This window comes from Legionella anisa (genome assembly GCF_001467525.1).
Classification (GTDB): domain Bacteria; phylum Pseudomonadota; class Gammaproteobacteria; order Legionellales; family Legionellaceae; genus Legionella; species Legionella anisa.
In genome coordinates this window covers 288,526-304,159 of sequence record NZ_LNXS01000054.1, presented here as the reverse complement: position 1 = coordinate 304,159, position 15,634 = coordinate 288,526, and the positions used below count along the sequence as shown (strand labels likewise).

The following is a 15,634-nucleotide window of genomic DNA, read 5'->3' as shown; positions in this document are numbered from 1 at the left end:
GGAAATTTGTATCATGAAAAACCCGGGTTCCGCTTCGCTTCACCCAGGCTACTTTTGTACTTAACAGTGATTACTTATGAATTACCTGCTGCTTTCTTAATTAACTCTTGTAGCGACTCTTCACTGGCAGCACCAGGTATAAATGATGGCTCAGAACCTTCTTTAAATTGACCATTTGGAGTTGAGGCAATTATAAATGCAGGAGTTCCCATCAGATGTAACTTTTCTGCTAATTCACGGTTTGCGTCTAAAATAGCAGTTACTTCTTTGCTTTGCATATCTGCCTTAAATTTTTTCATATCCAAACCTAAAGACTTAGCAGTGGACATGATGATTTGATCATTTAAGCGTTTGTCAATTGAAATCAATGCATTATGCATGGCTTGATATTTATTTTGCATACCTGCAGCCAAAGCAGCTCTAGAAGCTAACTCAGAGCTCTTACCAAAAATTGGGAACTCTTTATAAATAACGCGTAAATCACTGTCTTTCTTAATCAGGCTGTCAATAATTGGTGACATTTTTTTGCAATGAATGCATTGATAATCAAAAAATTCTACGATAGTCACATTACCTTTTGGATTACCTACAATTGTAGTTTTACCCAGGAATAATTGATCTGTATTTTCTTTAATTGCGGATTGAGCTTGCTGCTGCATATTTTGTTGTTGTTTTTGTTGCAGCGCTTGTGACGCTTCCAAGAGTACTTCTGGATTCGCTACTAAATAGTCATGCACTACTTTTTCAATTTCTTTTTTTTGTGCATCAGACATAGGAGTTGTATTATTGGTATCTGCTGCCATAATTGCAGGTGATACTAAAGATGCTGCCAGCGCTCCTACTGTAAATAAATTTGTAAATTTCACACAGTTCCCCTTTTTTAATAGTTAACATAATACCAACAACTTTCCAATCGGCACCCTAGCATCCGCTTGAAGAAAATTCAATAGGGTCTGTTTACAATTCTACTATCTTGAGTCCAAATGGCGGATTGTAAACAGGCCCTAGTTAATGTGTTATTGCATTAATTTTTATATCGCAGAATTATACAGGTTAATAATGGACATCGCTGCCATTAAGTGAAGTGGATATTTCTTCCTAAGTCTCTTAACTTAATGGCAATGTAGCGAAGCATAAACCCAATATTATATCGAATTAAATCCAATTTGCCCACCCGACTAACTCACTGCATTTCAACAGCTAAATTAGCATAGGCTAAAACAAGCCATTTAACACCATGCTCACTAAACTTCACTTGAACACGGGTGTGGGCCCCGCTCCCTTCTACTGCCAGTACTACTCCCTGACCAAATTTTGCGTGAGTCACACTTTGGCCCAAAGACAACCCCGAAGTTTCTGGTACAACGGATGGTTTATTTCTGGATATAACTGGTGCTTGAAATTTCGCCTTGACACGAATCTCATCAAGTAATTCCTGAGGTAGTTCTCTTAAAAATCGTGAAGGTCGATGATATTCTTCTCGCCCGTATTGTCGTCTTATTTCAGCATAAGATAAAACCAGTTTGCGCATAGCCCGTGTCATGCCCACATAACATAAACGACGCTCTTCCTCCAAACGCCCAGGCTCTTCTAAAGACTGTTTTCCCGGAAATATTCCCTCTTCCATGCCTACTAAAAATACAACAGGAAACTCAAGACCCTTAGCAGCATGCAAAGTCATCAAGTGTACGTAACGCTCATGCTCTCCTGCCTGCATTTCTCCAGCTTCCAAAGAAGCATGTGCTAAAAATGCATTCACTAAAGGAATTTCTTCCTCCTCCTCTTGTTCATAACGAAATTGTTTTGCCGCATTGATTAATTCTTGTAAGTTATCCAGACGAGACTCCGACTTGTCGCCTTTGATTTTACTGAAATGAGCATACAATCCACTCAACTGAATCACTACAGATAATTGCTCGTCCAATTCCATTGCTGCTGTATTCTGTTGCAACTGTTCGATTAACTCGATGAATTTTGATAGTGCAGAACCTGCCCGTTGCGCCATTTCACCTGATTGCAACACTGTTTTTGCGGCATGCCACAAGGAGCATTGTTCTGATTTGGCATAATGACGCAGATCATCAAGCGTTTTTTCACCAATACCTCGAGTGGGGAAATTAACGATGCGCTCAAAAGCAGTATCATCATTAGGATTAACCAATAAGCGCAAATAAGCTAAGGCATCTTTTACTTCTGCACGGTCAAAGAAACGTACTCCGCCATAAATACGATAGGCAATTCCGGCACGTAATAACGCTTCCTCTAAAACCCGGGATTGTGCATTGGAGCGATATAAAATAGCAATTTCATCGGCACTTATGCCTTGATTGATTTCCATCATAATTCGCTCGCAGACAAAGCGCGCTTCCTCAAGTTCATTAAAAGCACTGTAGACAAGAATTTTTTCTCCGGCGGCTCCATCTGTCCACAGATCTTTTCCCATCCGTGAATTATTATGTGTAATTAATGCATTTGCTGCATCGAGTATCGTTGCTGTCGAACGATAATTTTGTTCCAACCGAATAATTTGTGTGCTTTTAAAATCATGAGCAAATTGCTGAATATTCTCAACCTTGGCTCCACGCCAACCATAAATGGATTGATCATCATCGCCTACGGCCAGGACAGCAGCATGCTCACCAGCAAGAAGACGTATCCATGCATACTGAATTGTATTGGTATCCTGAAACTCATCTACTAATATTGCTTGAAAACGTTGGCGATAATGGGCAAGAATCTCTGGGTTATCGCGCAATAACTCATGGGTTCGCAATAACAACTCCGCGAAATCAATTACTCCCGCTGTCTGACAAGCTTGCTCATACGCGCTATAAATGTTGAGCAATGTTTTACCTGGTCCATAAGGCAAAGTATGTACGTGTTGAGGCCGTGTCCCTTCGTCTTTGCGTCCATTAATAAAGGATTGGGCCTGTTTCACTGGCCATTGCTCCGCATCAAGATTTAATAAGCCAATTACACGCTTTATCAGACGTGCTTGATCTTCAGAATCCAAAATATGAAACAGTTCAGGCAAATTAGCTTCTTTATAATGGCGACGGAGCAACCGATGACACAGTCCATGAAAAGTTCCAACCCATAATCCCAATACCGGAGCACTTAGGATGCTGTTTAATCGTGTCCTCATTTCGCCAGCAGCCTTATTAGTAAAAGTTACTGCAAGTATCCCATGCGGCGAAATATGTTCTTCTTCAATGAGCCAGGCAATGCGACTGACTAAAACTTTCGTTTTACCGCTCCCTGCCCCAGCGAGGACCAGCGTATTACCAAGTGGAGAAGTCACTGCTTCACGTTGTCGTTCATTCAATCCTTTAAGAATTGCAGCAAGTGTCATAAGAAAATTCCAGGAAAAAATAGATGCTGTATTCTATTAATAGATCCCACTCTCTCGCAAGCAAAAGAAAAATTGGAGCTATACTCATTATAAGTATAAACCTTGTTTTAAAATGAATACTTATTGCTTTAAAACGCTTCACAGCGCAAAATAACACAATATGCTAAAAACAAAAACTTCCTAAAAGGACTAAAATGCACTCACTTTATCCATCAATTAAACCTTATGCGCAACATGAATTAAAAGTCAGTGAACTGCATACACTCTATCTTGAAGAAACTGGGAATCCAGAAGGGCTGCCTGTGGTGGTATTACATCCAGGACCAGGTGCTTCTACTGGGGATGGTTACCTTAGACGTTTTTTTGATCCGCAACATTATCGAATTATACTTTTTGATCAACGCGGATGCGGGCGCTCTACTCCTCATCTGGAAGTTCGTGAAAATACGACAAGTTTATTATTGGATGATATCGATGCCATCAGAGATTTTTTAGGATTATCTGAATTTGTATTGTCTGGAGGGGGTTGGGGTTCTTTGCTTGCATTGCTTTATGCTCAAAAATTTCCCCAACAAATTAAAGCGCTGCAATTGCATCAAGTTTTCTTAGGAAGACAACAAGATTTTGATTGGTTTTATAAACATGGTGCCAACCTGGTTTATCCTGATTATTGGCAAGAATTTATTAGCAGTGTCCCTGAAAACATGCTGAATCAAATTCCCAAATATTATGCCAATTGCCTGCAAGGCCCTAATGAACTAGCACGCATGAGTGCAGCAAAATCATGGGCCTTGTGGGAAGCACGTTGCAGCAGTTTGCAACCTCATTTATATGTTATTGATCAATTCAGTGATCCTCATTTTGCTCTGGCTCTTGCAACATTGGAATCCCATTACATCAACAATCATTTTTTCATTGAAGAAAATCAAGTAATGGCAAATGTCCATAAAATAAGACACATCCCGACTTACATCGTACACGGTCGTTTTGATTTAATTTCCCCGCTCGCTGGTGCTTTTGAACTTCATCAAGCAATACCCGCTTCCAATTTAAGAATAGTTCGTGATGCAGGGCATTCAGATAGAGAGTCGGGTATAATTGATGCCCTAATTTATGCGAGCAAAGAAATTTCCAAGCAAGGACTTGATGCATGTTGATTGTAATCCAAAGAGTAACACACGCTCGGGTAGATATTGATGGTGAAACAGTTGGAAAAATAGATCAGGGGCTTTTAGTACTCTGTGGATTTGAACCCGATGATACAGAGCATAACCTCAATAAAATGTTAGATAAGTGCATCCATTATCGTATTTTTAACGACAACCAAGGTAAAATGAATTTAAGTCTTAAAGAGGTTCAAGGTGGTTTATTATTAGTACCTCAATTTACTTTAATGGCCGAAACTCAAAAAGGATTGCGCCCCAGCTTTTCAAATGCGGCACCACCTGAATTGGGTCGACAATTATTTGATAATCTCCTGACGCGAGCAGCTCAGGTATATCCTCATACACAAAGTGGATGTTTTGGTGCTGATATGCAGGTTCATTTGTGCAATGATGGACCTGTGACTTTTTTGTTAAAATTCTAATGAGTGCTCTGGGCTCAGGTGAACTCTTTGACTTAAGGAAATGAGAACGTAGTCTGGGTGCAGCGCAGCGGAACCCGGGGAAGTCTGTGCTAGGAAAACCTGGGTTCCGCTGCGCGGCACCCAGGCTACAAAATATATTTTTACACAAAATACCAACGAACGGTGCGGGGCACCATGATTGTTTGCAAGAACATCAAACTCGTGTAACATCATTCATTAAGTTGAATAATAAAAAAAATCATGCGATTAATTTCAATAGTTATCAGTTTTACCAGTAGTATCGTTTTAACTGGTTGTGTGTCTAAGGGAACTAATCCCATCGATCCATTTGAACCTTTTAACCGAAAAGTATATAAATTTAATACCGTCTTAGACAACGCAATTTTAAAACCCTCTGCAAAAGTATATCGAACCGTCTTGCCTGCACCAGTTCGTAAAAGTATCAATAATTTTTACAACAACTTAGATCTGATTCCAACCGTAGGCAATGATCTTCTACAAGCTGAAGGTAAATGGGCAATTCGAGACTCCTGGCGATTCATTATAAACTCTTCTTTAGGTGTGGGCGGTTTATTTGATGTAGCTAAAACCTTTGGCCTGCCCCCTCATTCTAATGATTTAGGGCTTACATTAGCCAAATGGGGCGATAAAAATTCTCCCTACCTGATTCTTCCCTTGTTAGGTCCAAGTACTCTTCGAGATGGAGCAGGATGGCTATTCCAATTTGCATTATACAGTCCGTATGTTTACATTAATGAAGATGTTGTAGTTTACAGTCTGCTTGCTTTACGTACAGTAGATTTACGTGCACAACTGTTAGATACTGATCGCATAATGGATGAGGCCCTGGATAAATATGCCTTCATGAGAGATGCCTACCTCCAATATCGTAATCATCTTATCACGGGTACCCAACCAGATACTGGGGCGTTGTATGTGGATGATCAAAAAGCAGATCAGGAAGCTGCTGCAGAAACCGGTGGTGATTATGTTGATGAATAAAAATGTAGAGATAGATTCCTGGTTGCTTACAACTGAATCTTCTAAATATCCCTGATCCTAAAATCAGTTCCGCTCTACTCCGACGTCCCGTGGGTTTGTCCGCGGGAGTAATGTAGCCTGGGTACAGGCAAAGCCGTAACCCGGGTTTCTGGATAAACATCAAGCACCCAGGCTTGTATCAATTTACAACAATGCCGGACAAACCGCGGGGCGTAGGTCAAGATGTGATCAAGAGACCGTTGCATACAAAAAAGCTTTTTAAACTGTTACGACTTTTATCCAATAGTTGTTATAAGGTTCATAGCTTTAAATATGGAAAGAAGAGAAAAAGGAGCCCATGCTCTCTATAAACTCTTCTGGCTCTTGTTGGTTTTTTCCAAAAAAAACCTCTTTATTGTCCCTGATTTTTTGAAAAAATCCATACAAAAATTCTTTCTTAATGGGTTCATCGCTTTGTTGAATTCCATTTTTAAGCGCTACTCTAATCACCTTATAATCTTCATCAAGTAAAAGTGAATACTCCTCAAGTATGATTATATCTTTCCCTCGACTCTTATATTCATAATAAAGTTTTTCGAGTATTCCCCAATGGTTACATAAAAATGACGTCACATCGTTGTGTTTCTCAAGGTAGGTCAGCATAGGCTTTAAATTACCTTGGGTTAATTTCATGAAGGCTTCAAGGTATAATGCAAAGCGTGTGGTTAGACGATTTCCAGCATCTCGATCAAAAATCGGGTGAGTCCTTGTTAACAGGAATCTGAAGCTTTCAGAAAAAGCCAAGACTGATTTTTTGTCATGATAACTTTGTATGTAAGAAAAAAGCTCACCCTGGGGATTAAAACCTCCCTGGATGATGTCTTTCATTAAATACATTTTTTTTAACAAATCGAGAAGTGTCATCAATCTAACTCTATCAAAATTTTATAAGTGATTGTGCGTGGTTATACTTTATTGCTATAAGAATATAAAGCTGTTTTTGATTTTACGGGTCGCACGGTGGAACAGGCTGATGCAAAACAATTGCTTGAACTCAATCAGGTCCACCTGGCGATTACAACGTAATACTTATTGGGTTTTATTATATGCATTGGCAAAAAAACTCTAAGCATGCTTCTCTGATTAGAGAAGCATGCTTTATATAACCAGAATAAACGTGCTTTAAGTTGTTTTTGATTTATTCAATAACCATGATGACTACAATACCCCTGCGCCAAGCGTCTTAACATCATTTGTTGTCTCAGGAGGCTTTGAAACACTTGTTACACCAAAAAACGAAACTGCTCCTGCAGGCGCAGCTACAGGCATAGGTGAAGGAACAGGCGCAGCGCCCGCGTTTAATAATGTTTCAAAATCCTGACTAGGATTAATTTTTGTATACGGATTTGCCTTAGCATACGCACGTAAATCCATATTTGCTTTTTGCTGAGCAGATTGTCTATACCATTGTACATAGATGTGTTGAGAAACCATCAAAATACCTTCATCTCCGGGTTTAGCTGGGACCCAACTTCCCAAGTTTTCACTTTCTTCGCGAAGAAGAATTAAATCATTCTCTACTTCAAGCTTTAAAATCGGTTTGCGATTTTTCGTTTGAATTTCGACATAGGCAGCAACGGCTTTATTTGAACCATACACGCCAAAATCGAAGCCAGAAGGTCCATAGGCTTTCGACTCAGTGAGGCCTTCAGTACTATTTAGATCAAGTTCTACTTGGTCAAAATTATCCGTTTTATATGCACGTCTCGTTCCCATATGACGAACCACCTCTCGAAAATTTCCCGCATTCTTACCAACTACTGTAGCAACAATAAACTGTCTTTCGGATTTACTGATGTCATCTATAAACTTTTCATGTCCAGAAAAAGGCACCATCCATGTAGAATAAGTTTCTGGCATTACTATTGATAAATTCGGAGACGCTAACGCTGCATTTTTTACATGAGTTTTAATATCTTCCAAGATTTTGCTTTGCTCATGCAAATCACTAATACCAGAAAAACCTTTTTTATTTGCCAAACGAACCGCAAGCTTACGCATTTGCGAAATTTCTCTAGGAATGCCTCCGTCCACACAAACCATCACATTACCACTATGATCATCTGTTTTTTGTGGAAGCTCGTCAATTTTCCTAATTACCGCATCCGTTGCATGTGATTTTCCACTGGCTGAGGGTCCAGGAATAATGATAAATTTTGCTCCATCCCATTTATTTCCTTCAATAAACTTCGTAGAAGCATTAAAAACAGCGTCTCGATACTCCTCACTATATGCTTCTTCTTGAAGGGCGAGTTGATAGAGCTTAAGGCCTTCTTTTCCTAAAAGAGCTTCCATTGTGGTTGTTGCGTTTTCAGGGGTGTTTTTTCGCATCTTAGTACAACCCTTGAAATTTGTTGTATTATCATTTGCTAATTGAGTTACGTATTTAATGAATTGCTCTCGATGATAATTATGGGGAAGTTTCGAATGCGATTTCTTATACGCTGCAATTCCTGTATATAAGTGGACTTTTCCAGCGTTACTTAAATCGGCTACTCCATGTACATGAGTAGGCTTAGGATAATCACCTATTTGTGAGATAAGCCTGTTTACTGTCTGTTGTGGAGTCTCTTTTGATGTCTTTTGCGAATCGTTTAAAGAGCCTAATTTAACCGACTCTATAAACTTCCGTTGAGTTTGTACCCAATTTTCTTGTAATTGACATAACATTGTAGCAGCGTTCCCTTCGGTTGCTGATACAGCGAGCTTATATAAGGTTTTAAGCGTTTGGACGTAAGCTTCTTCCATATATAATTGATTGGGGTCTACAGTAATGTCTGGAGAAATTGCTTTTTCTAATTCTTTAATTTCATTTTCAATTTGTATTGCGAGGAACTCTAGACCGACCAAAGAGGTGGCTTGCAATTGCTCATAGTATTGCATATAAAGCGGATGATAAAGCAGACCCTCTATTTTACGCATTACCGCAGCTAAATAGTTTAAGTACTCTGTGGTATCAGCTTCTGATTCAACCTTAGAAAGCATGTCTAGTTCCAAAACAATTTGATTTAAATAAGCTTTGGGATGAGATGCATGCCCAGCACTGCTCATTAGATCTTCACGGATTGCCCGGAGGTTGCGTGATATTAACTGATCAGGCTTATGTGACCGTTGCTTTTCATTCTTGATTTCCATAAGGGTTGACTCACTTTAAAATTAAATAAGCAGGTCCCTCTTGATAATTCCATGGTAATTAATTACGGCTCTTCAGTAATTAATATGGCCTTTATGTCCAATAATCTTACAATTCTAATTGATTTTTCTTATTAAAAAATTATGCGTTGTATAAAAAAAGTATGTGTTGGTTATTAAAAAAATCATATATCATTAAGGTTTCGGTGTTTAAATGAGTGCCAAAAGTGAAAGAGAATGAACTAGTTTGTGAAAAAAGCCTTACCAAAATCTTTGAAAATGGGTTAAATAGCCAGGAAAAGATCAGTGGAGAGACTGTTGTGAACGCAACAGAGCTAGTTATACAAGCAATTGTCGCTATGGATGTTGATGAGGAATACAAGAAAGCTATAGCAGAGGCTTGTATTGAAGCTGCTTCTTTAATTGACCCTGAGCGCTGCGTTAATAAAGCATCTATTGTTGAAACGTTTCAATCTAATTTAGAGAGGGAATTAGCCAACCTTTCGCGTTCGATATTTACTTTAAGATAATTCGCCTTTGACATTGTTTGAATGGATCAAAGCAAGTTAAATTTAATTTAACGATGTCATTGAATTTGTGCGGGATAATAAATTTCATTATTACCCCCTTTAGTTCTATAAAAAACATTTCGAGTTAAGCGCGGCATATCTTCTCAAGACAACGTAAAAAGTCGCCCGCGATATCGAGTTGTGTTTCTGCTTCTATTTCTCGCAGACATGTTGGGCTTGTCACATTGATTTCGGTTAAATAATCACCAATCACATCAATGCCAACAAAATATAACCCTTTAGTTTTAAGGACAGGTGCTATTTGCTCACAAATCCATCGGTCTCTTTCTGTAATAGCTACTACTTCGCCTCGTGCACCCGCCGCCAAATTACCTCGCAAGTCCCCTTCCGCAGGAATACGCGCCAATGCATACGGAACAGGTTCACCATTAATTAATAAAATACGTTTATCACCTGATTTTTTTATTTCATGTATATACCGCTGAGCGATAATGGTTTGCGTCTGATTTTTAGTTAAGACTTCCAAAATAACCGCCAAATTGTTCCCTTGTTCTTCGACATGAAATATGGAATTTCCTCCCATTCCTTCCATAGGTTTAAAAATAACTTGTTTATGCTCCTCCCAAAAAGATTTCAACTGCTGCATATTTCTCGAAACAAGCGTTGTTGGACAACACTGAGGGAAATTTAAAGTAAAAAACTTCTCATTTGCATCCCGTAAACTTTGCGGCTTGTTCGCTACAAGAACTCCTTCCCGTTCCGCAAGCTCCAGAAAATAGGTGGTATAAATGTACTCAGTATTAAATGGAGGATCTTTTCGCATCAGAATGATGTCAAATTCACCTAAGGGTTTTTCAGATAAGTCTTTAATTGTCGCCCAATCCTTACTGTGCACATCACCTATGCTTAAATCATAGACGTGTGCAAAAGCACGTCCTTCCCTGCAGAATAAATCTTCTTGAGTGAAAACAACACAAGACCAACCCAGCTCTTGTGCTCTCTTGATCATAGCCAGAGTCGTATCTTTGTAAGGTTTCAATTGATGTAAAGGATCCAGCAACACTGCAAGTTTCATTATTCACCTCCAATAGCTGCAATTTCCCTTGCTGCAGCAAGTGCAGCCAATCGAGCAATAACCCCATAAACATAAAAACGATTAGACTCATCCAATTCAGTTAAATCATCGCAAGGCATATTACAGGCTTGAGCAAAAGCTAAAGGTTCAAAGTGCATACCTGGCGCATTCAGATTTTCATCAATGCCACGCTCTTGATGGACCCTATAAAATCCACCTACTACAAATTGGCCAATCATATAAACTACAGGCTCAGCCACAGAGCCGTTTGGCATCGTTTCAAAGGTATACACACCCTCCTGGATAATTACCCTATCTACTTTACGACCGCCTTTACTGGCCGACATTTTTGTGCGTTGTTTTCTATTTAATTGGCGTACTTCTTCAGCGTCATGCACCATCATCACACTCATGCCATAAGTGCCATTATCTGCTTTAATAACAACAAATGGCTGCTCTTTAATTCCATAAGTTGCATATTTATCATTCATTAAAGTGAGAATTTTCTCTACTTCGATTGCTAACCTGTCTATACCCTCCTGAGCCATAAAATCCAAACCCTCAAGAGCACTAAAATAAGGATTGATTAACCAAGAGTCCATACCTACCAATTCGGAAAATTCCGTAGCAATCTCATCATAAAAATTAAAATGGCTGGATTTTAATCGCGAAAACCAACCCAATTGTGCTGTAGGCCTTATCTTTTGTTGTATTCCTTGCAAAATTTCAGGAACCCCTTGGGACAAGTCATTATTCAGCATAAGAAAACATGGATTAAAATTAGCCAGACCCACTCGGTCTCCCTGACGCTGTATGGGCTCTAATAAAAGCACTTCTCCACCGTCAAGAACAATTTCAGTAGGTTCTTTAAGATCAGGATCTAAACTGCCGATACGAACTACAAATCCAGCCCTTATAAAAATAGTGCGTAATACATTAAGACTTTTTAAATAAAACTTATTGCGGGTATGACTTTCAGGAATCAATAAAATTCTGGTGCAATCAGGAACATAATCGATTAATACTGATTGAGCTGCTTGAATACATAATGGAAGAAACTCAGGGTTCAAATTATTAAAACCTGCTGGAAATAGATTTGTATCTACAGGCGCCAGTTTAAATCCAGCATGCCGCAAGTCAACAGATGAAGTTAATGGCGGAGGAGTTTCTTTCCATTGGTGTCTAAACCAAGCTTCAATAGCTGCTATTTGATTTAAAACAATTTTTTCCACATGAAACAATGGTCCAGAATGTGCTGTGGTCAAATGAGGAACAGGGATTTCATGAACATTCATGCTTACTCTCTTTTTATTTTTTTCGAAGATGTTACCGAGGTTAACACAGAAATAAAAGATCTTATTGATTTTCTGTTATTATATAGCAAGTTAGATTTTTATGCTCAATATAATCTTTGAATCGCATGATATTGCTAACGGAATAAGTTTTGTTGGACTTAGATGTCCAGCAAACATTGATTAGAATTTTCGCAGAAGTCGATTAACAAACTAAAGGAACCTTATTCATGATCAATGAGCTAGTGCAACAATTTTCCACGCAAATACAAACTTTTTTATATATCATGATGCTCATCAATGGAATTTTACATTTGATTTTTGCTGGTGCTGTCGCTCATGATGCAGGAAACATGAGTCGAATGGGCCAAAAACCTGTTTTGGTTTCTGCAGCTACATGGGCATTTGCAACGTTAATAGGTGGTGTAATCACCGCAACAATTTATTGGTTGCTGCACCACTCCACACTTACAAGACCGACAATAAGAGAGGTTCGCTATGACCAAGCCTAATATTAAAACCATTGATGTGCATCAACTAAAAGAAATGATGGCGAATAATCCCAATCTTTGTTTAATTGACGTTCGTGAATTGGAAGAGTGGCAAGAGTTTCATATAGCAGGAGCGCTTCACATTCCTAAAGACATCATTGCATCATCTATTGCAGCAACAATTCCCAATAAAGAGCAACCCATTTATTTGCACTGCAAAGGTGGGGTGCGATCTTTGTTTGCTGCACAATCCTTAATAGATTTAGGATATCACGAAGTTTATTCGGTTGATGGTGGTATTATCGATTGGGCAATGTCAGGTTACCCTATAGAGCAGCAGAAAACATCTGAGCTCCAATTGTAATTCTAAACCTATTTGTAACTTGAGCACAGGAAGCAGAACTCGAATGTTTGAAACCCAAATTCTGCTTCTCTGTATCCAGACTACACATTTCGTAACTTATGGTGTATTGGTTGATACCTGCTCTATAACAACCTCAGATGGAGATGTAGATGGTGAAACAGTTTTATCTGCAAATAGACCTATACGGTTCTTTGTTTTTTTATCAGAGTCTTTCAACTGTTTTTCTTGAGTCTGATCAATCTGTTCCAACCTAAAGTTTGCTACTTTTTTAACCAAATCCTGCAGCACTTTTTCTACCTTATAATTCTTAATTTTTTGACTTGAGAAAATCTGTTTACTTAATTCAAGGTACCCTTTTCTTGGATCTGAATCTACATATACATGTGCATGCATAAATTTGCTTAGAGCATCATACATATCGAGTAAATCTTTGGAGTCAGGAAAATTTTCCAGGGTAAGGCTGAGTGAAGTAGTTAATGCATTATATAAAGTACTGTTCTCGGGATATAAGAAAAATGAAGTTAAAGGTCCTTGATAACTGTCAAAAATTTGATCACGAATATAAAATGCTGCTGCGTTGAGTATAATTGTTTTTTCTGGGTTACTGGATTTATCATTATCAAGACAGTTAAGAACTGCAAGTAAATACCTACATTGGATTGCTCGATCAGGATGTTTAATGGAAAGAGTCCTTAATGCTTTTGGTAAATTTTTTGCATCAAGCTTATGACTTTTTAATTCAGTTGCAATACTCTCCCTGATAAACTTCGATAACGCATCATAGTCAACATACTGAAAACCCATTTCTGCTCTCCTTAAACTCCATGAATCGGGATTAGTAAAATTTACTCCAACGGGAAGTTTAAACTAATTCACAAAGCCCGTCATGCATTTTCTTTTTACTGCTTAATTAATTTTTAATCTTTAAAGTCAATGACATAGAAGAGATATTTCACAACATATCCGAGATTGAGTGGATACCTTTTTCTGTTTTTAGTCAATGCGAAAAGACTTATGAAATTGGGGATAAAACTTCAAATTAACTTTTTTCATTGCTTTTTACTGCCCTGTTGATTAATTTACCCTTTTATCCTGCAGGATGAGTTATGAAAAAATACATCTACTTCATTTTTCTTTTTCTAAGTTGTCTGAACACTTATGCGCAAATCAATCAACCCAAATTAGTTGTTCAACTGGTCATTGATCAATTACGTGGCGATTTAATCCAGCAACATCAGCAACAATTTGGTAATGGCGGGTTTAATTATTTATTAAGTCATGCCATTGATTATCACAATACCCATCATCTACATGCCAACACAACAACCTGTGCAGGGCATGCGACTGTAGCAACAGGAAGTTTTCCAGCTTTACATGGTGTCGTAAATAATGAATGGTATGACCGAAAATCACAACAACTGGTCTATTGCATGGAAGATTTAAAAACCAAGATATTAAATACCCCTCATACACGTATTATCACTCCAGGACGTTCACCTAAGAACTTATATACTTCAACCTTAAGTGATGAGGTCATACTCTCCCAAAAAGGGCGTGCCTTTGGAGTGTCCTTAAAAGATCGTTCTGCAATAACCCTTGCAGGTCATGCAGGCAAAGCGTTTTGGTTTGATACTACCAATGGCGGTTTTATTACCAGTTCTTATTACTATGCTCAATACCCTCAATGGGTTAAAAATTGGAACAAAAACTATCATCCGCAAAACTATGATTGGATTCTTGGTCGAGCAAAAGTGGAGTATCTAAATGCCAACTCACCTGTTTTCCATCATGAAGATGAGCTTTTTGGTCAAACTTTTCCACATCATGTGACACAAGCACCAAGCCCTGAGTTTTTTAAATCCTTGTCGCGAACTCCCAAGGCCGACCAATTAACTGCAGATTTCGCAGAGCATCTTTTAACTGAAGAACGATTAGGACAATCTCCCGGAAAAACCGATTATTTAGGTATTAGTTTCTCCGGGGTTGATGCGATAGGCCATCAATTTGGTCCCAATAGTCTTGAATCCGAAGATAATTTATTAGAATTGGATAAAACTTTAGCACATCTTTTTACAGTCATTGATAAACAAGTGGGTCTAAAAAATACCCTAATTGTTCTTACTGCAGATCATGGCGTAAATGATGGGCCAACGTATCTCAAGGCGCATCATATGAATGAAATTATGCCCATTGATATCCTGCAAATGGAACACTACATTCGTACTGTATTAAAAAAACAATATGCACTTCCAGAGCAAACTCTGATGTCGATTACACCGCCTTACATCTATCTCAATCATCAAGTCATAAATAAGCATAAACTGAAACTTAATGAAGTGAAGGATTATCTTGCCCATGTTTTAACCCGGCAACCAGGAATATTTAAAGCATATGCATTACCAATTACTGATATAGAAAAAGACTGGCTTAGCGCTAAAGTCAACAAAATGTATTATCCGGATCGATCTGGGGATATTTACCTGATTCAACCCCCCAATCAATCGTATGGTACTAAAAGTAAAGATCGCGTTGCTCATGGCAGTCCTTGGCAATATGACAGTTATGTCCCCCTGCTCTTCGTCCACCCGGACTTTAAAGCACAACGCATTTTTCGGCCGACTTACACGCCAGATATTGCACCTACTTTATCCGCTGTTCTTATGATAAAAAATCCATCTGCGGCTGTGGGTCAACCTTTGCAAGAAGTGGTACAGGCGTTTAATTAAAAAATGGTTTTTTGTGTAGAAATGTAGCCTGGGTGAAGGCAAG

General features: G+C 38.6%; 14 protein-coding genes. 7 read left to right on the top strand and 7 right to left on the bottom strand.

The annotated features are described in order from the left end of the window. Positions 1–74: 74 nt before the first annotated feature. Together Lani_RS17815 and uvrD are read right to left on the bottom strand one after the other, a co-directional pair. On the bottom strand, positions 75–866 hold the full coding sequence (locus tag Lani_RS17815) for a DsbA family protein (RefSeq protein ID WP_058388735.1): 792 nt from the start codon (positions 864–866) through the stop codon (positions 75–77). A 317-nt stretch (positions 867–1,183) separates the two neighbouring features. Beyond that, the gene (gene uvrD, locus Lani_RS17810; RefSeq protein WP_019235422.1) at positions 1,184–3,352 is read right to left on the bottom strand and encodes a DNA helicase II; all 2,169 of its coding nucleotides are present in this window, start codon (positions 3,350–3,352) and stop codon (positions 1,184–1,186) included. 194 nt (positions 3,353–3,546) lie between these two features. On the opposite strand from uvrD, the gene pip reads away from it, so the two are divergent. From pip to Lani_RS17790, 3 genes are all read left to right on the top strand, one after another. Continuing rightward, on the top strand, positions 3,547–4,509 hold the full coding sequence (gene pip, locus Lani_RS17805) for a prolyl aminopeptidase (protein WP_019235423.1): 963 nt from the start codon (positions 3,547–3,549) through the stop codon (positions 4,507–4,509). Next, positions 4,503–4,940, top strand: a complete 438-nt coding sequence (gene dtd, locus Lani_RS17800) for a D-aminoacyl-tRNA deacylase (RefSeq protein ID WP_019235424.1) — start codon at positions 4,503–4,505, stop codon at positions 4,938–4,940. Before pip ends, dtd begins: the two co-directional genes overlap by 7 nt. 240 nt (positions 4,941–5,180) lie before the next feature. Next, the gene (locus Lani_RS17790; RefSeq protein WP_019235425.1) at positions 5,181–5,942 is read left to right on the top strand and encodes an MlaA family lipoprotein; all 762 of its coding nucleotides are present in this window, start codon (positions 5,181–5,183) and stop codon (positions 5,940–5,942) included. A gap of 306 nt (positions 5,943–6,248) precedes the next feature. Here Lani_RS17790 and Lani_RS17785 read toward each other — a convergent pair whose 3' ends face one another. Both Lani_RS17785 and Lani_RS17780 read right to left on the bottom strand, forming a co-directional pair. Further along, positions 6,249–6,845, bottom strand: coding sequence for a hypothetical protein (locus Lani_RS17785; protein WP_019235426.1), 597 nt, complete (start codon positions 6,843–6,845; stop codon positions 6,249–6,251). A 294-nt stretch (positions 6,846–7,139) separates the two neighbouring features. Beyond that, positions 7,140–9,116 (bottom strand): hypothetical protein, encoded by a 1,977-nt coding sequence (locus tag Lani_RS17780; protein ID WP_019235427.1) that lies wholly within the window; start codon positions 9,114–9,116, stop codon positions 7,140–7,142. A gap of 224 nt (positions 9,117–9,340) precedes the next feature. Here Lani_RS17780 and Lani_RS17775 point away from each other — a divergent pair, with 224 nt between their 5' ends. Further along, the gene (locus Lani_RS17775; protein ID WP_019235428.1) at positions 9,341–9,643 is read left to right on the top strand and encodes a hypothetical protein; all 303 of its coding nucleotides are present in this window, start codon (positions 9,341–9,343) and stop codon (positions 9,641–9,643) included. 124 nt (positions 9,644–9,767) lie between these two features. Here Lani_RS17775 and gshB read toward each other — a convergent pair whose 3' ends face one another. Next, complete coding sequence (gene gshB, locus Lani_RS17770) at positions 9,768–10,718, bottom strand: glutathione synthase (RefSeq protein ID WP_019235429.1); 951 nt, start codon at positions 10,716–10,718, stop codon at positions 9,768–9,770. Continuing rightward, entirely contained in the window at positions 10,718–12,013 is a 1,296-nt protein-coding gene (gene gshA, locus Lani_RS17765) for a glutamate--cysteine ligase (RefSeq protein ID WP_019235430.1), read from the bottom strand. The genes gshB and gshA overlap by 1 nt, the downstream gene beginning before the upstream one ends. Before the next feature lie 227 nt (positions 12,014–12,240). Here gshA and Lani_RS17760 point away from each other — a divergent pair, with 227 nt between their 5' ends. Together Lani_RS17760 and Lani_RS17755 are read left to right on the top strand one after the other, a co-directional pair. Next, the gene (locus tag Lani_RS17760; RefSeq protein WP_019235431.1) at positions 12,241–12,522 is read left to right on the top strand and encodes a hypothetical protein; all 282 of its coding nucleotides are present in this window, start codon (positions 12,241–12,243) and stop codon (positions 12,520–12,522) included. Further along, complete coding sequence (locus tag Lani_RS17755; RefSeq protein ID WP_019235432.1) at positions 12,509–12,865, top strand: rhodanese-like domain-containing protein; 357 nt, start codon at positions 12,509–12,511, stop codon at positions 12,863–12,865. The genes Lani_RS17760 and Lani_RS17755 overlap by 14 nt, the downstream gene beginning before the upstream one ends. Positions 12,866–12,961: 96 nt before the next feature. On the opposite strand, the gene Lani_RS17750 is transcribed toward Lani_RS17755, so the two are convergent. Beyond that, entirely contained in the window at positions 12,962–13,669 is a 708-nt protein-coding gene (locus Lani_RS17750; protein WP_019235433.1) for a hypothetical protein, read from the bottom strand. A 302-nt stretch (positions 13,670–13,971) separates the two neighbouring features. Between Lani_RS17750 and Lani_RS17745 the strand changes: the two genes are divergently transcribed. Further along, entirely contained in the window at positions 13,972–15,591 is a 1,620-nt protein-coding gene (locus Lani_RS17745) for an alkaline phosphatase family protein (RefSeq protein ID WP_019235434.1), read from the top strand. The last annotated feature ends 43 nt before the right edge of the window (positions 15,592–15,634 follow it).

Coding starts and splice junctions, on each gene's coding strand:
- uvrD (WP_019235422.1), bottom strand. CDS start 3,352: ATGACACTTGCTGCAATTCTTAAAGGATTGAATGAACGACAACGTGAA.
- pip (WP_019235423.1), top strand. CDS start 3,547: ATGCACTCACTTTATCCATCAATTAAACCTTATGCGCAACATGAATTA.
- dtd (WP_019235424.1), top strand. CDS start 4,503: ATGTTGATTGTAATCCAAAGAGTAACACACGCTCGGGTAGATATTGAT.
- Lani_RS17790 (WP_019235425.1), top strand. CDS start 5,181: ATGCGATTAATTTCAATAGTTATCAGTTTTACCAGTAGTATCGTTTTA.
- Lani_RS17785 (WP_019235426.1), bottom strand. CDS start 6,845: ATGACACTTCTCGATTTGTTAAAAAAAATGTATTTAATGAAAGACATC.
- Lani_RS17780 (WP_019235427.1), bottom strand. CDS start 9,116: ATGGAAATCAAGAATGAAAAGCAACGGTCACATAAGCCTGATCAGTTA.
- gshB (WP_019235429.1), bottom strand. CDS start 10,718: ATGAAACTTGCAGTGTTGCTGGATCCTTTACATCAATTGAAACCTTAC.
- gshA (WP_019235430.1), bottom strand. CDS start 12,013: ATGAATGTTCATGAAATCCCTGTTCCTCATTTGACCACAGCACATTCT.
- Lani_RS17760 (WP_019235431.1), top strand. CDS start 12,241: ATGATCAATGAGCTAGTGCAACAATTTTCCACGCAAATACAAACTTTT.
- Lani_RS17755 (WP_019235432.1), top strand. CDS start 12,509: ATGACCAAGCCTAATATTAAAACCATTGATGTGCATCAACTAAAAGAA.
- Lani_RS17750 (WP_019235433.1), bottom strand. CDS start 13,669: ATGGGTTTTCAGTATGTTGACTATGATGCGTTATCGAAGTTTATCAGG.
- Lani_RS17745 (WP_019235434.1), top strand. CDS start 13,972: ATGAAAAAATACATCTACTTCATTTTTCTTTTTCTAAGTTGTCTGAAC.